This is a genomic window from Faecalibacterium sp. AF27-11BH (assembly GCF_003603005.1).
Taxonomy (GTDB): Bacteria; Bacillota; Clostridia; order Oscillospirales; family Ruminococcaceae; genus Faecalibacterium; species Faecalibacterium taiwanense.
Window position 1 is genome coordinate 55498 of record NZ_QVGS01000005.1, and the last position, 21049, is coordinate 76546.

At 57.6% G+C, this 21049-nt stretch carries 18 protein-coding genes; 4 read left to right on the forward strand and 14 right to left on the reverse strand.

Features of this window, described 5'->3' with window-relative positions; all coding sequences use genetic code 11:
• Positions 1-66: 66 nt before the first annotated feature.
• Both DWY76_RS06765 and DWY76_RS06770 read left to right on the forward strand, forming a co-directional pair.
• Positions 67-1506 (forward strand): 6-phospho-beta-glucosidase, encoded by a 1440-nt coding sequence (locus DWY76_RS06765; RefSeq protein ID WP_120080558.1) that lies wholly within the window; start codon positions 67-69, stop codon positions 1504-1506.
• 41 nt (positions 1507-1547) lie between these two features.
• Entirely contained in the window at positions 1548-2522 is a 975-nt protein-coding gene (locus DWY76_RS06770; RefSeq protein ID WP_005943990.1) for a glycerophosphodiester phosphodiesterase family protein, read from the forward strand.
• Positions 2523-2630: 108 nt separating this feature from the next.
• On the opposite strand, the gene DWY76_RS06775 is transcribed toward DWY76_RS06770, so the two are convergent.
• The 10 genes from DWY76_RS06775 to DWY76_RS06825 all read right to left on the reverse strand — a co-directional run bounded on the left by DWY76_RS06775 (position 2631) and on the right by DWY76_RS06825 (position 15804).
• On the reverse strand, positions 2631-3593 hold the full coding sequence (locus DWY76_RS06775) for an AEC family transporter (RefSeq protein WP_120080560.1): 963 nt from the start codon (positions 3591-3593) through the stop codon (positions 2631-2633).
• A 3-nt stretch (positions 3594-3596) separates the two neighbouring features.
• Positions 3597-5135 carry an AAA family ATPase gene (locus tag DWY76_RS06780; protein ID WP_120080562.1) on the reverse strand — a complete coding sequence of 513 codons (1539 nt, stop codon included), beginning with the start codon at positions 5133-5135 and terminating at the stop codon, positions 3597-3599.
• An 11-nt stretch (positions 5136-5146) separates the two neighbouring features.
• On the reverse strand, positions 5147-6598 hold the full coding sequence (locus DWY76_RS06785; RefSeq protein WP_347562236.1) for a VWA-like domain-containing protein: 1452 nt from the start codon (positions 6596-6598) through the stop codon (positions 5147-5149).
• A gap of 172 nt (positions 6599-6770) precedes the next feature.
• The gene (locus tag DWY76_RS06790) at positions 6771-7871 is read right to left on the reverse strand and encodes a leucine-rich repeat protein (protein WP_120080566.1); all 1101 of its coding nucleotides are present in this window, start codon (positions 7869-7871) and stop codon (positions 6771-6773) included.
• A gap of 525 nt (positions 7872-8396) precedes the next feature.
• Positions 8397-10316, reverse strand: coding sequence for an ABC transporter ATP-binding protein (locus DWY76_RS06800; RefSeq protein ID WP_120080570.1), 1920 nt, complete (start codon positions 10314-10316; stop codon positions 8397-8399).
• Positions 10316-12067: an ABC transporter ATP-binding protein gene (locus DWY76_RS06805; protein ID WP_120080572.1), complete on the reverse strand. Its 1752-nt coding sequence runs from the start codon at positions 12065-12067 to the stop codon at positions 10316-10318. The genes DWY76_RS06800 and DWY76_RS06805 overlap by 1 nt, the downstream gene beginning before the upstream one ends.
• Before the next feature lie 130 nt (positions 12068-12197).
• Entirely contained in the window at positions 12198-12683 is a 486-nt protein-coding gene (locus DWY76_RS06810) for a MarR family transcriptional regulator (RefSeq protein WP_223388226.1), read from the reverse strand.
• Between the two features lie 417 nt (positions 12684-13100).
• On the reverse strand, positions 13101-13691 hold the full coding sequence (locus DWY76_RS06815; RefSeq protein ID WP_223388225.1) for a VTT domain-containing protein: 591 nt from the start codon (positions 13689-13691) through the stop codon (positions 13101-13103).
• Positions 13692-13847: 156 nt separating this feature from the next.
• On the reverse strand, positions 13848-14837 hold the full coding sequence (locus DWY76_RS06820) for a 3'-5' exonuclease (protein WP_120080574.1): 990 nt from the start codon (positions 14835-14837) through the stop codon (positions 13848-13850).
• Positions 14838-14991: 154 nt separating this feature from the next.
• Positions 14992-15804 carry a Cof-type HAD-IIB family hydrolase gene (locus DWY76_RS06825; protein ID WP_120080576.1) on the reverse strand — a complete coding sequence of 271 codons (813 nt, stop codon included), beginning with the start codon at positions 15802-15804 and terminating at the stop codon, positions 14992-14994.
• Positions 15805-15860: 56 nt separating this feature from the next.
• Between DWY76_RS06825 and DWY76_RS13980 the strand changes: the two genes are divergently transcribed.
• Together DWY76_RS13980 and DWY76_RS06830 are read left to right on the forward strand one after the other, a co-directional pair.
• A complete protein-coding gene (locus DWY76_RS13980) occupies positions 15861-16037 on the forward strand; it encodes a hypothetical protein (protein WP_165852584.1) in 177 nt (58 codons plus the stop codon).
• 78 nt (positions 16038-16115) lie between these two features.
• Positions 16116-17663, forward strand: a complete 1548-nt coding sequence (locus tag DWY76_RS06830) for an alkaline phosphatase (RefSeq protein ID WP_243111961.1) — start codon at positions 16116-16118, stop codon at positions 17661-17663.
• Between the two features lie 231 nt (positions 17664-17894).
• Here DWY76_RS06830 and mscL read toward each other — a convergent pair whose 3' ends face one another.
• The 4 genes from mscL to kduI form a co-directional block, all read right to left on the reverse strand.
• Positions 17895-18347 carry a large conductance mechanosensitive channel protein MscL gene (gene mscL / locus DWY76_RS06835; protein WP_120080580.1) on the reverse strand — a complete coding sequence of 151 codons (453 nt, stop codon included), beginning with the start codon at positions 18345-18347 and terminating at the stop codon, positions 17895-17897.
• A gap of 171 nt (positions 18348-18518) precedes the next feature.
• Positions 18519-19010 carry a cytochrome C gene (locus DWY76_RS06840; protein WP_120080582.1) on the reverse strand — a complete coding sequence of 164 codons (492 nt, stop codon included), beginning with the start codon at positions 19008-19010 and terminating at the stop codon, positions 18519-18521.
• 304 nt (positions 19011-19314) lie between these two features.
• Positions 19315-20115 carry a gluconate 5-dehydrogenase gene (locus DWY76_RS06845; RefSeq protein ID WP_097774328.1) on the reverse strand — a complete coding sequence of 267 codons (801 nt, stop codon included), beginning with the start codon at positions 20113-20115 and terminating at the stop codon, positions 19315-19317.
• An 81-nt stretch (positions 20116-20196) separates the two neighbouring features.
• Positions 20197-21045 (reverse strand): 5-dehydro-4-deoxy-D-glucuronate isomerase, encoded by an 849-nt coding sequence (gene kduI, locus DWY76_RS06850; protein ID WP_005944042.1) that lies wholly within the window; start codon positions 21043-21045, stop codon positions 20197-20199.
• Between the last annotated feature and the right edge of the window lie 4 nt (positions 21046-21049).

The following is a 21049-nucleotide window of genomic DNA, read 5'->3' on the forward strand; positions in this document are numbered from 1 at the left end:
GCATGGACATTCCGGCGATTGTGCGGTATCTTATAATCAACAAATTAAAATAGGGAGGGTTTACATATGGGCAGTTTTCCCAAAGATTTTCTGTGGGGCGGTGCCACCGCTGCCAACCAGTGCGAGGGCGCATGGCAGGCAGGCGGCAAGGGCCTTGCCACCGTGGATGTGACCCCGTTTGGCCCGGACCGCTTCCCGGTGGCGCTGGGTCGGCTGGAAATGCTGGAGTGCGACGACAAGCACTATTATCCCAGCCATGAAGCCATTGACCTGTATCACCATTATAAAGAGGACATCGCCCTCTTTGCCGAGATGGGTTTCAAGTGCTTCCGGCTGTCCATCGCATGGACCCGCATCCTGCCGAACGGCGACGATGCCAAGCCCAATGAAGAGGGCTTGAAGTTCTATGAGGATGTGTTTGATGAGTGCCACAAATACGGCATTGAACCGCTTGTGACCATCTGCCACTTCGATACCCCCATTGCCCTCATAAAAAAGTATGGCGGCTGGAAAGACCGCCGCATGGTGGATGCCTATGTGCACTACTGTGAAGTGCTGTTTGACCGCTACAAGGGGAAGGTGAAATACTGGCTCACCTTCAACGAGATCAACATGCTGCTGCATCTGCCCTTTACCGGCGCGGGGCTAGTGTTCTATCCGGGCGAGAATGTGCAGCAGGTGGAGTATCAGGCGGCACATCATGAACTGGTGGCCAGCGCAAAGGCGGTCAAGCTGGCCCATGAAAAGATGCCCGGTGCCATGGTGGGCTGTATGCTGGCGGCAGGCCAGTATTACCCGCGCACCTGTGCACCGGAGGATATCCGTGCCGCGCAGGAAGCGGACCGCGACAACTACTTCTTTACCGATGTGCAGGCCCGGGGAGCCTACCCGGTGTGGGCAAAAAAGCGGATGGAGAAGGCCGGCATCACCCTACACACCGAGCCGGGCGATGAGCGGGTTCTGAAAGAAGGCACCGTGGATTTTGTCTCCTTCAGCTACTATTCCAGCCGCTGCATCACCACGGATCAGGAAATCCTGGCAGAAGAAAAGGCCGACGGCAATGCGGTGCTGGAAGCTGTGAAGAACCCGTACCTCAAGGCCAGCGAGTGGGGCTGGGCCATCGACCCGGTGGGCCTGCGCGTGACCCTGAACACCATCTACGACCGGTACGAAAAGCCTATGTTCATTGTGGAGAACGGCCTTGGCGCGGTGGATACCGTGGAAGCGGACGGCTCCATCCACGACAGCTACCGCATCGATTATCTGCGCGCCCACATCGAGCAGATGGAAAAGGCCGTCAACGAGGACGGCCTGCCGCTGATGGGCTACACCACATGGGGCCCTATCGACCTTGTGAGCGCATCCACCGGTGAGATGAAAAAGCGCTACGGCTTTATCTATGTGGATAAGGACAACGACGGCAACGGCACACTGGCCCGCAGCCGCAAGGACAGCTTCTACTGGTACAAAAAGGTCATTGCTTCAAACGGCACCGACCTTGCCTGAAATTTGCGAAAAAATAAATTTGTGAGAAAGAATTGGAATTTATGACACCTGAGATCATTGCACACCGCGGCGCGTCCTATCTTGCGCCGGAAAATACCCTTTCTGCGTTCCGCAAGGCGATGGAGATCGGCGCGGACGGCGTGGAAATGGACGTACAGCAGACCAGCGATAAAAAGCTGGTGATCCACCACGATTTTGTCATTGACTGGCACACCGATATGCGTGGCCAGATCTACGACATGACCGAGGGCGAGCTGAAGGCGCTGGACTTTGGCAGCTGGAAGGATGTGAACTATCGGAACGAGAGGATCGCTACCCTGCAGGAGGCACTGGCTCTGTGCAGGGAAATGGAAGGTACCATCGTTCAGCTGGAAATGAAGGCCACCATCGATGACGACCCGGATTTTGTCCCCCGCGTGATCGAGGAGGTGCGTGCAGCAAACATTACCGACCGGCTGGTGGTGATCTCGTTCAACCACGACCTGCTGCGGCAGGCAAAGCAGCTGATGCCGGAGCTGAAGGTGGGCGTGCTGGTCTACGGTGCGTTGGAGACCATGGCGCTGCCCACTAGCACATGGGAAATGCTTGGCCTGCAGAACGGGCTGGAAGAGGATGATTTTCCACAGCTGCCGCCGCTGTCGGTGGAAAATGTGGATGACGAAAACTGCAGCTGGGCCCTGCGCTGGATGGGCAACCAGATCAGTATGCTGCAGGCGAACTTTCCGGGCAAGAGTCTGGTAGAGGTAGCCCAGCGCCTGCTGGAACAGCGGGACCCGGTAAAGTATGTGCAGACGCTGGACTTCAAGCCGGACTGGGTGAGCTGTGAATATCACACCGCTTACCAGCAGCCCAGCATGGTGCAGAAGCTGCATGATCTGGGCATCAAGGCGGCATACTGGACGGTGGACGGGGAACAGGCCGTGAAAGACCTTTGGCCCCTGCAGCCGGATGCCATCGTCACAAACCGCCCGGACCGCGTGCGGGAATGGATCTCTGAACTGGAAATGACAGAATAAAGGGCAGAAGCTGCATCCCTTCGGCGCGGCCTGATTCCCCAAGCAACATCTGAAAAGCAAACAGCGGACAGCCTGCAGGCCGTCCGCTGTTGTGCTATGCAAAAGATGTTATAAAATATATCCGAGGCTCCGCAGCACGAACAGCCAGAAGGTCAGGCTGAATGCGCTGAACAGGGTGGTGGTAACGCACACGCTGCCGGTAAGCACACCTTCGTGGCCCATCTGCTTTGCCATAACGTAGCACGCCGGGGTGGTGATGCTGCCCAGCATCACCAGCAGGGCCACCAGCTTTTCGTCGGTAAAGCCAAAGCGCACAGCCAGCGGCAGGAACAGCGCAGGCAGCACCATCAGCTTGACCACAGTAGCCACAGCGGTAGGCTTGAGGTATCCCAGAGCTTTTTTGCCCTTGAAGCCTGCACCAATGGCAAGCAGGGCCAGAGGGCTGGTCAGACCGGCCACATTGGAAAGGGCCTTATCCAGCATGGCAGGCATGGAAATGTGCAGCATGCTCCACGCAAAACCCGCTGCAATGCCCAGAAGGATGGGGTTCGTCAGGATGCCTTTCACACTCTTTTTGAGCTTTTCAGCCATATTGCCGGTCTGAGCCTGCGCAGTGGGCGCTTCCAGCATCAAAATGACCACTGCCATGATGTTATACAGCGGCACACTGCCAAGGATCATCAGGCTGGACATGCTGGCATCGCCGTAGATGCTCTGCAGAAAAGCCGAGCCGAGGATGGCAGCCGACGAGCGGTAACACACCTGAACGAACTCGCCCACAAGGCCGGTGCCCTTTAAAAACAGCTTTGCCAGCGCCCAGATCACAAGGATGCACGCCAGTGTGACCGCAAAGCAGAACAGCACATACCGGCCATCGAAGGTGGCGCGGACATCGTTTTTGCCAAGGTCGCGGAACAGCTGCACCGGCAGTGCCACATAAAACACGAACTTGTTGGCCCCGGCCACGAACGCATCGCTCAGAAAACCGGTGCGGTGCAGCACATAGCCCAGCAGCATGATAAAGAACAGCGGCATGGTGCTGTTCATGCTGAACAGAATATTTTCCAGCATGGCTCACACCCCGCCGTGGCGGCGCTGCTCTGCCGCCAGCTCCTGCTGCAGGGCAGCTTTGCGGTGGTCCAGCAGCAGGTCTTTGTTGTACTGGAAGTAGCGTTCGCAGCCGTTCTCGGTGAGGAAGGCGTGGGACACCGGGTCCACCGTCAGCTCGGTGACGAACACCACCATCTCCTGGCTTTCGGCAAAGGCCTGTTCCATAAAGTCGAAAGCGGCTTCCAGCGCGGCGCTGGCGGTCTGCTGGGCCTTTTCGCGCTCATCGGCAAGGGACTGGAACTGCCCGCGCAGCAGGTCGAAGGCTTCCTGTGTACCGGCGGCGTTGGCACGGCGCAGTTCGCCCTCCCAGCCGCGCAGCACGGCCAGCACCTGCAGGCGGGTGGTCAGAGCATCTTTGCTCAGCAGCCCGGCGGCACGCTTTTGCTGTGTTTCGGTGTCGTGATCCATGATCTGCTGGTGGAACATTTCTGCCGAGCCGTCCGGGATATCCTCCGGAACGGTGGCAAGGGCTTTTTTGGTCTCCCGCAGAAAGGCATAGCAGCTGTCGGCCACTGCATCTGCCTGACGGGAGGCCGTGAACCGGGTGCCGAGGCCTGCAAGGATCAGGCTGACCAGCGAAAGCCGCTCGTCGAAGGGGGCCTGCAGCAGCCGTGCGAACACGGCGGGCTTTGCCTGTCCGGCCAAGATCTCCTCTACGCCGTAGTCGTCGCGGTACTTATAGTAAAGGTCGAGGTAGGCGGAGAAGTCCTCTGCGATCTTCGGGTGCTGGATGTACTCGCGGATCAGGTCTTCATCAGCCTGCAGACCCAGTGTTTCGTAGGTATCCAGCAGATTGGAAAGATCCTCCCAGCCGCGGGCGGTCACGAACTGGGTGCCGTCCACATCGGCGTTGATCTGGTAGAAGTTCTGCGGGTGCAGCTCCAGATAGCTCAAAATGGCGCTGTGGATGTGGGCAGCGCGGGCATAGTCTTTCCACACGGGCAGGTCTGGCTCAATGTCCATGCGGCGCACGCGGTCCAGCGTAACGATATCAAAGTCGCGCACAGATTTATTGTACTCCGGTGGGTTGCCTGCCGCCACGATCACCCAGCCCGCAGGCACGGCCTGATTGCCAAAGGTCTTGCATTGCAAAAATTGCAGCATGGTGGGGGCCAGCGTTTCGGACACACAGTTGATCTCGTCGATGAACAGAATGCCCTCGGAGAGGCCGGTGGCCTCCATCTTGGCGTAGATGCTGGCAATGATCTCGCTCATGGTGTATTCGGTCACGGAGACATCTTTGCCGCCGTAGTTGCGCTGGCGGATGAAGGGCAGACCCACGGCGCTCTGGCGGGTGTGGTGGGTGATGGTGTAGGCCACCAGCGCCACGCCGCACTCCCGGGCTACCTGCTCCATCACCTGCGTCTTGCCAATGCCCGGAGGCCCCATGAGCAGAATGGGACGCTGCCGGATGGCCGGGATGGCGTATTCGCCCAGAGCATCCTTGGCAAGGTAGGCTTTTACGGTGTGTTCAATTTCTTCTTTGGCTCGTTTGATATTCATAACAAATTCCCTCACGAATTGTTCAGGTCACGGTACAGGTCGTCCTCTTCGGCCAGCGCGTCGGCAAGGGTGCTTTGCGGGCGGGCTGCTGCACCGGTAAATTCCTCTTCATCCAGAACCACCTTCATGGCCCACGGCGGTACATTGGCATCGTCGAACCGCTCCCCCAGAAACAGAAAAGCGGTGTCGTAGGCCGGGCGCTTGGCGGGGTAGGTGCCCATGCCGTCGGTGAAGTACAAAAGGCCCCGCAGGTTCGAGAACTTCTTCTCGGCGCACAGCTGGTTCACGTATTCAAAGGCCGGGCGGAAGTCCGTTCCTCCGCCGCCCCGCAGCTCAAAGTGGTTCATGGCGTGGATCAGCTCGTCCTCATTGTGGATCAGGATATCCTGCCGGATGGCGTTATCGGCCTGGATCAGGTGCAGGTTCATCCGGTGGAAAAAGTTCTCCTGTCCTTTCAGCAGAGTGTAGGTCTCCGCAAGGAACGCCCGCACCAGTTCACCGGAGGTGGAGTAGCTGGTGTCGATGACAAGGGCCAGCTCCTCGATCTTTTTGCTCTCCCGGCTTTCCAGAGGCTCGATGAGGGGCAGGTTTCCGTACACCGAAAGGCCGTAGGTGTAGAAGTTCAGGTCGAACTCGTCCGGGTCCAGCTTTACTTCCTCCCGCAGCACGCAGAACCGGCGCAGAAAATCCCGGTAGCTGCGGCGGCTGCGGTTGGCGGCTTTTACCTGCTGCTTCAGGGCATCGGCACCGTCCCCGGCTTCCTTATCCCGCAGGTCCAGCTCTGTCTGCATCCGCTCCCCGATCTTCTGCCACGTTTTCTGGGGCACGGGAGTGGGCATCTGCTGGGGCTGGTCAGGCGCATCCTTCGGCCACAGACGGTGGTCGTCGGTCACGAACTCCCGCTCCAGCTGGCGCAGCACACCGGGGGTCTGCCGGGTGAGCCACCGATACACCGGCGCGGCTGCCACCACGGTTTCCTCGGCGGTGATCTGCTGGTAGGCGTTCTGGCGCACATAGGTCAGCGGGCGCTTGACGCTGGTGCGGTTCAGGCTGTCGATAACGTTTTCCACTGCGATATCACAGGCAAGGCTCCACAGCTGCGGCTCCCGGCGGCCTTTCAGCCACAAATGTCGGAATACGCAGTGGAATATGGTGTGCAGATACAACCGGTTGAGATATTTGGGGTTGTCCTGATAGAGCCGCAGCAGGTGGCTGGGCTGATAAAACAGGACCTGACCGTCCGTAGCCAGCACCCGGCAGCGCTCGTCCGGGGCGGGGGACAAGGCACTGAGTGCCATATCCAGAAAGCGAAAGTCCAGATACAGCCCGCTGCGCACCACCGCCAGCACCTCGCCGCCCATGCGTGCCTGCCACTCCTCGTGGGTCTCCGGCCGCTGGGACTGGAACGGTTTGCGCGGGTCAAAAAATTTTTCTTTTTGGATCGTTTGGGGCAAAAGTGTCACCTCACTTGGAACCCTCTCAGCTTCGCTGCAAACTCCCCCAGTCATTGCTGCGCGATGCCAGCCCTCTCAGGGATGGGGCCTCTGGCGAAACCGGAAGCTTACCCTTACTGCCAAAGGCTCCCCCTTAGAGGGAGCTGGCGCACGAAGTGCGGCGGAAGGAGTTTTCTGCTGTTTAAAAATCAAAATCGTACCGCTGCTTTTTGGGCTGAGGAACATACTTTTTGTGCTCCGCATCCGCCAGCAGAGCGGCGGCAGCGGCGTTCCCGGCCTTGGCGGCAAGGGCTGAAGCTTCGGCAAAGCCGTCTTTGTCCAGCACATCCAGCGCAATGAGTGCACGCACGGCATCATTGTCCTGCGCCTTCAGCAGGCGGGCCAGCACCCGGTCGGTGTTGGCTGCCAGAAATGCCCGGTAGTGTCCGGCGGCGGCTTCGGTCAGCTGCCACGGATACCGCAGCCGGTCAAAGCAGAGCATTGCCATCACATTGGCATCGTCGGCATCGTGGCCCTGCGGGAAGATCGCGTCGTATTCTGCGGGGAGGAATTTGTTCTCTAAAAAACACTGCCGGTAATGATATCCTTGGCCGGAAAAGGTGTGCAGAAGGATGTGGGCGGGGGTTTCCTCGATATCCTCCCAGTAGGCGGGATACCAGAGCGCCGCCAGCGGCGCGGCGGCACCGGCAGGCCGGAACTCCGCCCGCACCGCTTCGGTGATGTTGTTCACAAGGGCAAACAGGCCGGTAGGTTCTTCAGGGCCTGCCTGCACCCGGATGGTCTCCAGCGCAAAGCAGTTCAAAAACACATCGCTGCCCATGGTCAGGCTGCCCGTGCCCACGGTGAGCAGACGCAGCTTGCGGCAGTTGTAGAATGCGCAGCTGCCGACGACCTGTAAGCTGTCCGGCAGGGTCAGCTCTTCGAGAAAGTTCCCACACACCGGGTGCAGGTCGTCTGCATCCGAACCGGCAGCGGGCGCGTCAAAGTCGAAGTCGTACCGGCGGCAGGTGCCGCCTACCGTCTGCCCAAAGGCCCGAATCAGCCGCGCCGTGCCGTCCGGGGCCGCCTCGTAGCGGCAGGTCTTGTCTGCCGCAGGCAGGCTGCGCGGCTTTTCGGAAAAGCAGTAGTCGCCCAGTTCGGTAACAGCAAAGCTGCCGCCCTCCGGTGCTGGCAGTGCGCCGGGCAGCGCGATACACGGCTCTGTGCCGTACACCCGCACCAGCCGGGCTGTGTCTGCCGAAAGCGGCAGGATATCCAAGGTGAGTGTGCTCTCCGAAACCACGATGCAAAACTCCTCAATTTGATAGAATCATTCAGCTTTCAGTATAAACCAACGGCAAAGCCTTGTAAAGCACAAAAAATTCCGACGTAACATGGTAGAAAAATGAATCAGAAACCTCTTGACTTTTGCATGAAAGTGCGTATAATAAGGGTAGGCAACGCGATAAGGCCGAACGTGTTTACCACGTAAAAAATCGAAGCACCCCGGTAGAACCAGTACCGGGGTGCTTCTTTTCATCAGTGCTTGCTGCCCTTGAAGAACAGGCTGTCAAGCCACTTGCATAAATAGTAGGCTACTACCTCTGCTGTGCAACGGCGACGACCGCCGCCAGCGGCGGAAACAGGGAGGAGCTGTTGGGGCCGCGGCCTGTAGGATGCGAGTGCCGCTCAAGGCACGAAGCAGACGCAGGGAGCCGCAACCCGTACAGGATGGACAGAAGGGCCGCAGAGCCAGTATAACACAAAAAGCGGCAGCGCGCAATTTGATGCACGCTGTCGCTTTTTCATTGAGGAGGTAGAAAAACGCTTAGTTTTCGGCAAGGTTGCCGGTGTACAGCTGGTAATACTTGCCCTTCTTGGCGATCAGCTCGTCGTGGCTGCCGCGCTCGATGATGCGGCCCTGCTCCAGCACCACGATGCAGTCTGCATTGCGGACGGTGGACAGGCGGTGCGCAATGACAAAGCTGGTGCGGCCGTACATCAGGCCGTCCATGCCGCGCTGCACCAGCGCTTCGGTGCGGGTATCGATGGAGGAGGTGGCCTCGTCCAGGATCAGCACCGGGGGATCTGCCACGGCGGCGCGGGCGATGGCCAGCAGCTGGCGCTGGCCCTGCGAGAGGTTGGCACCATCGCCGGTGAGCATGGTGTTGTAGCCTTCCGGCAGGCGCTTGATGAAGCCATCCGCGTTGGCAAGGCGGGCGGCGGCGATGCACTCTTCATCGGTGGCATCCAGCCGGCCGTAGCGGATGTTCTCCATCACCGTGCCGGTGAACAGATGGGTGTCCTGCAGCACGATGCCCAGAGAACGGCGCAGATCGGCCTTTTTGATCTTGTGGATGTTGATGCCGTCGTAGCGGATCTTGCCGTCCTGAATGTCGTAGAACCGGTTGATGAGGTTGGTGATGGTGGTCTTACCGGCACCGGTAGAGCCGACAAAGGCGATCTTCTGGCCCGGACGGCCATACAGGTTGATATCGTGCAGGACGGTTTTTTCCGGCACATAGCCAAAGTCTACATCGGTAAAGGTGATGCTGCCTTCCAGCTTGTGGTAGGTGGTAGTGCCGTCGTGGTGCGGGTGCTTCCATGCCCACAGGCCGGTGCGCTCGTCCGTCTCCACCAGCTGGTCGTTGCGGTCGTACTTTGCGTTGACAAGGGTCACATAGCCCTCGTCGGTCTCGCTCTCTTCGTCCATCATCTTGAAGATACGCTCGGCACCGGCCAGAGCCATGATGATGCTGTTGGCCTGCATGGACACCTGACTGATGGGCATGTTGAAGCCCTTGTTCAGGCTCAGGAAAGCCACCACCGTGCCAAGGGTCGTGCCGCCCATGCCGCTCACGGCCATGGCTGCGCCTGCCAGCGCGCAGACGGCATAGCTGATGTTGCCCAGCTGGGCGTTGACCGGCATCATGATGTTGGCAAAGCTGTTGGCTTTGTTGGCGCTGTCCTTCAGCTGGTCGTTCAGCTGGCGGAAACCGTCCAGCGCCTTCTGTTCGTGGGTGAACACCTTGACGACCTTCTGGCCCTCCATCATCTCTTCGATGTAGCCGTTCAACTTGCCCAGATCCCGCTGCTGCTGGATGAAGTATTTGCCGGACTGCTGGGTGATCTTTTTGGAGAAGAACATCATCAGCGCCACCATCAGCATGGTAACGATCGTCAGCTGCCAGCTGAGCATGCACATGCTGAAGAACACCGAAACAATGGTAATGGCGCTGGACACTAGCTGCGGGATGCTCTGGCTGAGCATCTGGCGCAGGGTATCCACATCGTTGGTGTACACGGACATGATGTCGCCATGGGGATGCTGGTCAAAATACTTGATGGGCAGGCTCTCCATGTGGGTGAACAGCTGGGTGCGCAGGTTGCGCAGGGTGCCCTGCGTCACGTTGACCATAATGCGGGCGTTGCCCCACGCTGCCAGAATGCCAATGACGTAGATAATGCCTACCCGCAGCAGAGCCGCAGCCAGCGGGGCAAAATCCGGATCCTGCTGCTGGGTCATGGGCACGATGTAATCGTCCATCAGGGTCTTTAAGAACAGACTGGCCTGTACGTTTGCCAGCGCGCTGACCACGATGCAGACAAGTACAAGGATGCAATGGGGCAGATAGTGCCGGAATACCTCATCCATGATGCGCTTCAGCAGCTTGCCCGGGTTTTCCACTTTGGGCCGGGGGCCGCCCATGCGGGGGCCGGGGCCGCGAACTTCTTTTGCCTGAGCCATTACTGTTCACCTCCCTGTTTGTCAAAGTCGCCGCTGCCCTGGGTCTGGCTGTTGTAAACTTCCTGATAGATGGCGTTGGTTTTGAGCAGCTCTTCGTGGGTGCCCAGACCATCGATCTTACCGTTATCCAGCACAAGGATGCGGTCGGCGTCCTGCACCGAGGAAATGCGCTGTGCAATGATGATCTTGGTGGTGCCGGGGATCTCCTCCCGGAATGCCTTGCGGATCTTGGCATCGGTAGCGGTATCCACGGCGCTGGTGGAGTCGTCCAAAATCAGCACCTTGGGCTTGCGCAGCAGGGCGCGGGCGATGGTCAGGCGCTGCTTCTGGCCGCCGGACACATTGGAGCCGCCCTGCTCGATCCATGTATTGTATTTGTCCGGGAAGCGCTCGATGAACTCATCGGCGCAGGCAAGCTTTGCCACACGGATGCACTCTTCCTCGCTGGCGTTCTCGTCGCCCCAGCGCAGGTTATCGAGAATGGTGCCACTGAACAGCACGTTCTTCTGCAGCACCATGGACACCTCGCGGCGCAGCACGTCGAGGTTGTAGTCGCGCACATCCACGCCGCCCACGCGCACGGTGCCGCTCTCGGCATCATACAGGCGGGGGATCAGCTGCACAAGGCTGGATTTTGCGCTGCCAGTGCCGCCGATGATACCTAAGGTCTCACCGGGCTTGATGCTGAAGGTGATATCATTCAGCACCGGCTGGCCGCTGCCGTGCTTATACTTGAAGGTGACATGCTCGAACTCGATGCCGCCGTCCTTCACCTGCTGCACCGGCTGCTTTGCGGGGGGCAGGTCGGTGGTCTCGTCCAGCACTTCCACAATACGCTTTGCGGAAGCGGCAGACATGGAGATCATGACAAAGGCCATGCTCAGCATCATCAGGGCCATGAGGATGTTCATGATGTAGCCGAACAGAGCGTTCAGCTGGCCGGTGGTGATGGCACCATGCAGAACGTACTTGGCACCCAGCCAGCTCAGGGCGATGTTGCAGCCGTAAACGGCGGTGAGCATGGCAGGGTTATTGAAGCTCAGGCGGCTCTCAGCGTTCACAAACTGGTCGTACAGGCTCTGGCAGGCTTTGGTGTACTTCTCGTTTTCAAAGCCCTCGCGCACGAAGCTCTTCACTACGCGGATGGCGGAGACGTTTTCCTGCACGGAAGCGTTCAGGGCATCGTAGTTTTTGAACACCCGGTCAAAGATGTGGAAGGTGGGCACCATGATGCCTGCCAGCACCGCCACCAGAAAGACCACAGCCACCACGAAGATCAGTGACAGCGGGCCGCCGATCATCACGGCCATGAACAGGGCGAACACCAGATGCACCGGGGCGCGCACGCACATGCGCTCGATCATCTGGAATGCGTTCTGTACGTTGGTCACGTCGGTGGTCATACGGGTGACAAGGCCTGCGGTGGAGAATTTATCAATGTTGGAAAAAGAATAATGCTGGATGTTCTCATACATGGCATCGCGCAGATTTCCGGCAAAGCCGGTGGATGCCTCGGCGGCGTATTTGCCGGCCAGAACGCCCAGCGCCAGCGCGACCACAGCCACCAGAAAGGTGAGCAGGCCGTACTTGAGGATGGCGTTCATATCGCCCTTTTCAATGCCCTGATCGATGATAAAGGCCATGATGGTGGGCAAAAGCACATCCATCACGGCTTCCAGAGCGGCAAAGAGCGGTGTCAGGACTGCGGCGCGTTTATACTCGCCCAGATGTGACACTAACTTTTTGATCATCTGAGTTACCTCCTGTTGCTTTTTATTTGTTTGGTACAGAACAATTTTATACAAAACATTTTAATTGTCAAGACGTTTCAAAAAATGTTCATAATTACTAATTTAACGAACACTTTTTCGGCAGGTTGCATCACTGCAGTGCATCCCGCAGCTTGTTTAAAAGCCGCAGCAGCTCGGTATTTTCCTCCGCTGTCAGCAGCCCGGCCACATAGTCGTCGGTCTGGTGGAAGCAGAGCATCGTCTTTTCGTGGAAGCAGATGCCCTCTTCGGTGAGCACCAGCTGCTTGAGCCGGGCGTCCTGCGGAACACTGCGCCGCTCGATATAGCCCTTGCGCTCCATCAACTGCAGGATGTTGGTCACGGTGGAGCGGGTGATAGAGAACTCCCGCTCAATGTCCCGCTGGAACACGGGGGTGTCCCGGTGGCGGTAGAGATACCCAATGATCCACCCGTGCATGGGGGTGGCCTGCTCCACGTCATTTTCGCGGGCAAACTGGTTGATCTTGCGGAAGATCAGGTTGTCCACCCGGCGGATCTGCGCCGGGATGACCTGTGGGCCTTCCCAAGGGGGATCGGCGTGATTGCAGCACTCGTTTTTGGTTTCGTCACACATCATGGTTTTGTCCTTCATGGTTGTTTTGGCATTGAACAGTTTCAAATAAAACTGTTTGATAGCATACATATTATACAGCAGTCAAAGTGAATGTCAAGGGGAAGGAAACGATTTTAAATGCCCTCCGCTTTGCTCTGGGCATAAAATAATGAAATATTATTTTTTATATTGCAAACCAGCCAAGCCTGCGGGCTTGGCTGGTTTGCTTTTTCACGGAAGGGGCCGTAGTTGCAAGCGGCATATTTTCCGGTTGCGCGGTCATTTCCGAAGGAAATAAGCGCAACAGATGGAGTTTACCTTTTGGGCCATTACTGTGAAAATGCAACAGCAGACAGCCCGCAGGCTGTCTGCTGTTGCCCTATTATAAAAATATTTTTCCGCTAAATATGCCCAGAGCGAAGCGGAGGGCATTCTAAATTATTATTCCAGATTGTGTTTTTTGCAGAACTGTTTGCTCACCCAGTACATCCCGCCCCACAGCAGAACGGCCAGCACCAGATACAACGGGTTTTTCATGGAACTGACCAGCGACTGCCCAAACACTGCCATCATGGCAATCATCACGCCCTTGCCCAGTAGCATGGTAATGAGATAGCGCTTTTCGTCAAAGTCCGAGATGCCAAAGGCCAGATGCATAAAGGAGCTTGGCGCGAAGGGCAGCAGCGCGAGCATGAACAGCGACGAAGTGTCAAAGCGGTTCACCCACTGCTGAGCCTTTTCCAGCTTGGGCGAGCGGGAGGCAAACTTCCAGAAGAAGCACTTGACCACCCGCCGCCAGAACAGGAACATGATGCTGCCGCCCAGCGCCACACCGGCCCAGCTGTACAGAAAACCCAGAATGCCGCCGTGAGCCGCTACATTCAGCGCCACAATGGCAATGAGCGGAAGCGGCGGAAAAAACGACTCCACCATGGCCAGCATGATGGGGGCAATGGGGCCAAGGTTGCCAAAACTGTCCAGCAGAGTTTCCCAGAACTCCAGCGTTCCCAGCTGGCGCAGACAAAAGTTCATTGTGCACATCCATCCCTTCCGCCTGCGCTTTCCCATCCGCAGGTTCCTCTATCCGTAGTATATCCATATTGTATGACACAAGCATGAACACAAAGCGACATTTTTTTTGCCCTGTGCACAGCTTCCTTGGGATACTACGAAGCTGCCGGTGCTGTTTTACTCCGCAGCCTGCTTTTCTGCGCGGGCCTTCATACGCTCCAGCTGGGCGGTGCGCTGCTTTTCCCACCGGGCAAGAGAAGCATCGTCCGGGATCTGCAGGCAGCGGGCGTAGCTCCAGTGCAGGCCGTCGCGGCGGGCCAGCTTGTAGCGCTGGAACACACCCTTGCCTGCGGCATTGCTGCTGCCGGCGCAGTGGGGGCACTGGCTCAGGGTGTACCAGCTGTTGCTGCCCTTTTTCAGCCACACATCGTCCGGAGTCAGTGGTGCGCCGCACTCCGGGCAGCTCATGATGTAAATTTTGGGGTCGGTGCGCCAGGTGTACTGCTCCACATAGCCGTGGAAGACCTCAAAATCCCGGTAGTCGCCGGGGGCAGGGCACAGGCTGGCCCGCAGGGATTCCTCCTCAGTGGGGTAGGCCGCAAGACCGGCCCGCAGGTCGAGCATCCGGCAGACATCGGCGGTGTACAGCGTGTCGGAAAGGGCATCGTGGAACTGCCGCTCCATGGGCAGCCCTAAGCGGGTGACGACGCTTTCCAGCGTCATGCCCTCGCCCTCTTTGCGGGGATGCTCCCGCAGGAACACCTGCTGCAGGTCGTACCAGACGGTGGGCTTTGATTCGTCGATGTTGCACAGGTACAGGTTCTGCTTGAGCACCGGTACGTCATCCATGCCCCACTCGGCAAATTCGGCATCCGGGCCGCACCACTGCATAAAGCGGCGCAGGCCCTGCACGATGGGCTCACCCTTGTCCAGATCGGCCTGCGTCAGGCCGGTGACTTTAGCAATGTGATGCTGCAGCTTACGGAAGATGCGGGGCCGCAGATGGATGGAAAAGGTGTCCAGCACGTTGGCATCCTCGTCGATCTTCACGGCACCGATCTCCACGATCTCGCCCCGGAAGGTCTGCTGCACGCCATGGTAATTAAAGGTATACGGCTGGTAGCCGATATTCCATTCCAGATCAAATAAAACCAGATTGCGCGGCATTTTGTTTGTCCTCTCTTTTGAATCAAACCCTCTCAGTCACGGCTTACGCCGTGCCAGCTCCCCCAAAGGGGGAGCTTTTATCATACGTTACGATTAGATGGATAAAACCTCGCCCTTCGGGAGAGGTGGATTTGCGAAGCAAAGACAGAGAGGGTTATAAAATAAACTTCTCCACAGCCTCGGCCACACCGTCGTGGTCGTTGTCGGCGGCAGTCACATAGTCGGCCACGGCCTTTACCGGCTCTTCGGCGTTCTGCATGGCCACGCCCACACCGGCGTACTCGATCATGGAGCGGTCATTCAGGCCGTCGCCGCAGGCCATCAGGTTTTCGCGGCCAAGGCCCATGTGTTCCAAAAGGGCGGCAAGGCTGCCGTCCTTGGCAACGCCCAGCGGCACGGCTTCAATAAAGAATGGGCTGGAGGGGTACAGGTCGATGCGGCCGTCAAACTGCTTTTTGCCGGCGGCCCACACCTCGTCCCGGCGGGCGGGGTCCAGCGTGATGAGCATTTTGCAGATGGGGTAATCCACATACTTTGCCAGATCGTCCACGCCGGTCATGGGCAGCTTGCAGGTAAAGCACTCGCGCAGTGCCCACTTGTCGTCCGGGTGCTCGGTGACAACGCCCTCTTTATTATAGGTGATAATGGTCACGTTCTGTGCGGCGGCAAAGGCGCACAGCTCGGGTACGTACTGGGCATCCAGCTGTTTCTGGTACAAAGTCTCGCCGGTGCGGCAGTCGATGATCTTGCCGCCGTTGTAAGAAAGGATGCAGCCGCCCTTTTTATCCAGCCCCAGTTCCTTTGCCAGCGGCAGCACGCCCGCGGTGGGACGGCCGGATGCCAGCACGATGGTGACACCCTTTGCAATTGCGGCATCCAGTGCAGCCCGGGTGCGGGGTGTAACTTCCTTCTGGCTGTTGGTCAGGGTGCCATCCAGATCCAGTGCCAGAACTTTGATCTCTGCCATATAAAATCCTCTCAATTTATATAAAGGTAAAAAAGCACTTACTCTCTTATTGTACAATGAAATGCCATCATCTTTCAACCCTTGCAGAGACGTTTGTGGAAAAAGTGGTGGCACTTGAGCAGGATTTTACATCCCTTTCCGGCTTTTTACGTTGGCGCGGATGCAGCCGCACCGGTTTTACCAAAGCTTTGCGGCGGCATGGTTTTTCCCCGCAAGGCGGTGCGCTACAATAAAAGCGTTCCCACAAGAAGAAAAACGGGGCCTGAGGCAGGCCCGCAATGTTTGATTGAATGAAAAGAGAGGATCACGTCATGAAAGAAAACAAGATCTCCCGCCGCAGCTTTCTCAAGTTTGGCGCAGCTGCTTCTGCCGCCGGCATGATGGCTGCTGCACCCGTTGCCGCAAACGCAGCACAGCCGGATGCGGATGCCGCAGCCGACGAGGAAAACTGCCTGCTGGGCCTGTTCCAGAAACCCAAGTACATCTTCCTGTTCATCGGCGACGGCATGGGCACTGCCCAGATCCAGTCTGCCCGCTTCTACAAGGGCACCGTGGACAACAACGGCGCTGTGACCGAGGCCGACCTGAGCTTCACCGGCTTCCCCACCGTGGGCAGTGTGACTACCTACGACAGCACTTCTTTCTGCCCGGACTCCGCTTCCACCGCAACCTCCATCGCCACTGGCCACAAGACCGAGAGCGGTGTCATCAATATGTGCCCGTGGACCCGCGATGTGCCCTATGAGACCATTGCCGAAAAGCTGCACGCCCAGAAGGGCTACAAGGTGGGCATCATCTCCTCGGTCAATATCGACCACGCCACTCCCGCCGCCTTCTACGCTCATCAGAAGACCCGCAAGAACTACTACCAGATCGGTGTAGAGCTGGCAAACTCCAGCTTTGAATACTTTGCCGGCGGCGAGTTCCAGAAGGTGAACGGCGACGGCACCGGCCCCAACAACCACGAGGTGGCTGCTCAGGCCGGATACAATGTCGTCACCACGCAGGCGGGTGCTGCTGCACTGACCGCAGGTGCAGGCAAGACCCTGATCATTGCCGAAAATCTGGCAGACGGCAAGGCCATGAACTACGCCATGGATGCCGCCGCAGGCGAGTGGCAGCTGACCGACTACGTCAAGAAGGGCATCGAGCTGCTGGATAACCCCAAGGGTTTCTTCCTGATGACCGAGAGCGGTAAGATCGACTGGGCCTGCCATGCAAACGATGCCGCTGCTTCCATCCATGATGTGCTGGAAATGAGCAACGCCGTGCAGGCTGCCGTGGAGTTCCAGCAGAAGCACCCCAACGAGACCCTGATCCTCGTTACCGCCGACCACGAGACCGGCGGTATGGCCATCGGCTACAAGACCACCAACTACGACACCTTCCTGACGAACCTGACCCACCAGAAGATGTCCTACGCAAAGTTTGATTCCACCTATGTGCAGAACTACATCGCTAACAAGACCCCCTTTGAGGTTGCCATGCAAGATGTGAAGGCAAACTTCGGTCTGACCCTGCCCAGCGACCCGGATGCTGCCAACGCTGGCAAGCTGCTGCTGACCGACTACGAGGTGCAGAACCTGCGCACCGCCTACGAGCGCACCCTGAAGGTCGGCTCTGCCAGCCAGAAGGACATGTCCCAGCAGGACTACGAGCTGTACGGCACCTACATCCCCTTCAGCATGGCCATCTGCCACACCATCAACCATAAATCCGGTATGGACCACACCACCTACGCCCACACCGGTGCCATGGTGAACGTCTACGCCAACGGCGTGGGTGCGGAGAAGTTCGGCGGCGTGTTTGACAACACCGAGATCTTCCACAAGCTGGCCGACCTGACCAAGGTCAAGTAAAGCTTCACCAGACTGATTTTCCATATTTTTCCCAGATAAAATAAAACCTCCCTGCTCTGGAACCGCAGCGACTGCGGCCGGGCAGGGAGGTTTTACGTTGATTATGCTGTTTGCCTTTGCGGCTCCGCGGGTGAAAAAACAAATCGGGAAAGTCCGCAGACTTTCCCGATTTGTAATTTAGAAAATGATTCCGCTGAATATGGCCAGAGCAAAGCGGAGGCCATTCAAAATTTAATTGTTGATCTCCGGGAAGCCCTCCAGCTTGCTGGTGCAGTGGGGGCAGCGCACCGCCTTGATAGAGATCTCGCTCTGGCAGTAGGGGCATACCTTGGTGGCGGGCTCTGCGGGAGCTTCCGGCTCAGCAGGCTTCTTGTGCAGGGCGTTGATGGTCTTGATGACCACGAACAGCACGAATGCTACGATGAGGAAGTTAATGATGGCATTGATGAAGGAACCAATGCCGATCATCACATCGCCCACATGGATGCCGACATCCGAGAAATCGGCGTTGAAAAACAGGCCGATGGCAGGGTTGATGATGTCGTTCACCAGTGAGTTGACGATCGAGGTGAAGGCACCACCGACGACCACGCCGACTGCCATATCCAGCACATTGCCACGCATGGCAAAGGCCTTGAATTCTTCAAAAAACTTTTTGATGCCCTTGATCTCTTTTTCTGCCATAAGAAAATCCACTCCTTTACTCCCTTTATGCCGCAAGGGAACGTATTTGCGTCTATGATAGCGGATTTTTGGCGTGATTGCAAGGGAAAATGACAGCCTCAGCCCTCTTTTGGCAAAAAATAAAACGGGAAAGCCCGCAGACTTTCCCGTTTTGCAAGGATGAAACAGTTTTTACTTTTCCGGTGCAGTAAAAGCGATGGGGGTAGCACCTGCAGCGGCATCCACACTCAGCAGGGAGATGGGAGCGACCTCGTAGTGCAGGGTCTCAAAGCTCTGGGTCTGGCCGTCCTCGGTGGTGAACTCCAGAATGTAGGTCACGTCGGACTGCTTGTCGGCCTCCACATCGCGGGTGATGACGATGTTCTCACTGTCAGCCAGACCGTTCTCACCGGCCAGATTGTCGCCCTTCTCGTCGCTGCCTGCGTCGTACAGATACAGGTCGGTGACGGTAGAACCGGTGGTGTTGTACACGGTGTACTCAGCGGTGGTGGGCTCAGCTGCTTCGCTGGCTGCAGCCTCAGAGCTTGCAGCCTCGGAAGAAGCGGCAGCAGAAGAAGCCACAGAAGAGGAAGCGGCGGTGGAGGATGCAGAAGAACCGCAGGCGGTCATGCCAACAGCCAGTGCTGCAGCGGCAGCAACGATCGCAATGTTCTTGAGTTTCATGTGAAATATACTCCTTTGAAATTTCTTCGTATTCAGATCAACCAACAGGGTGTGATGGATGATGAAGACGATTATACGGGAATTTCGACAAAAAATCAAGACGCCTATGTGCATTTTGAACGATGAAACAGGAACTGTTACCAATTTGACATGAAATTGGAACATTTTAACATGAGCTCACATGAAGCAAAGTTTTGTAGGAAAGGCTGCTTGCTGCTTCGTAAAAAGACAGCCCCATGCAGATCTTGGTCTGCACAGAGCTGTCTGGTCGGAAGGTTAAAGAAGACGCAGGGCCCAAATGGCTTTACTTGGGCTGGCGGCCGATGTAAGCCAGAATGCCGCCGTCGGCGTACAGGATCTGACCGTTCACAAAGTCGGAAGCGTGGCTTGCAAGAAACACGCAGGGGCCAACCATGTCATCCGGCTCACCCCAGCGGCCTGCGGGGGTCTTGGCGGTGATGAACTGGTCGAAGGGGTGGCGGCTGCCGTCCGGCTGCACCTCCCGCAGAGGTGCGGTCTGGGCGGTGGCAATGTAGCCGGGGCCCATGCCGTTGCACTGGATGTTGTACTCGCCGTACTCGGAAGCGATGTTCTTGGTGAGCATCTTCAGTGCACCCTTGGCGGCAGCGTAGGCGGAGACGGTCTCGCGGCCCAGCTCGCTCATCATGGAGCAGATGTTGATGATCTTGCCCTCGCGCTTTTCCATCATGTCCGGCAGAACGGCCTTGGAGCAGTTGAAGGCACCGCCTACATGCACATCGATGACCCGCATAAAGTCGGCGTGGCTCATCTCGATCATGGGCACCCGCTTCATCAGACCGGCGTTGTTTACCAGAATGTCCACAGGGCCGACCTCGGCCTTGATCTTTGCAACCATGGCGTTCACAGCGTCCTCATCGGACACGTCGGCCACATAGCCGTGTGCGTCGATGCCGGCTGCCTTGTATGCTGCAAGGCCCTTTTCAAGGCTTGCTTCGGAAGAGCAGTTGAAGCAGATGGCGGCACCGCACTTGGCCATGCCTTCGGCGATGGAAAAACCGATGCCGTGGGCACCGCCGGTGATCAGAGCCACCTTGCCCTGCAGGTTGAAAGCGGAAAGATCCATGATTTTCTCCTTCTCAAGTTAAATTTTTAGCAAAAAGCCCCGTACCGGTGGACCCGGTACGGGGCTTGTGTATGGTGCTTTTTAGCGCAGGTCAGTGGTAGCGATGTTGTCCATGTCGTCAAACTCCATGTTCTCGCCGCCCATTGCCCAGATAAACGTATAGTTCGAGGTGCCTACGCCGCTGTGAATGCTCCAAGAAGGGCTGATGACAGCATCCTCGTTGTGCATCACGATGTGGCGGGTCTGGGTAGGCTCGCCGCACATGTGGAACACCACCTGCCCCTCGGGCAGTTCAAAGTAGGTATAAATTTCCATGCGCCGCTCGTGGGTGTGGCTGGGCATCGTGTTCCAGTTGGAACCGGATTCCAGTTCGGTCATACCCATGCTGAGCTGGCAGGTCTTCAGCACATCCGGGTGGATGAACTGATTGATGGTGCGCTTATTGCAGGTCTCGACGCTGCCCAGAGGACGATGGTTTGCATCGGCCATCTTGATCAGGCGGGTCTCGTAAGAGCAATGTGCGGGAGCGGATACCATGTAGAACTTGGCGGGATGCTCCGGGTCGGCGGAAGCAAAGGTGACTTCCTTGGTGCCCTTGGTGATGTACAGGCAGTCCTTGTAGCCCAGCTCGTACTTCACGCCGTCAGCCACCACGATACCGGTGGAATCCTTGCCGATGTTGAACATGCCGATCTCGCGGCGCTCCAGAAAGTAGTGGGTGCCGAAGTTTGCCCACACATCGATGCCCTTGTCGATGGACACGGTCTCGTGCACCGGCATGCAGCCCAGCGTGACCATACGGTCCACATGGCTGTACACAGCAACGACCTCATCGGCCTTATACAGGCCGGTGATGAGCATTTCGTCCCGCATTTCCTCAGTGGTATAGCGCTTGAAATCCTTCTGGTTGCAGGAGTAGCGGATATCCATTCTG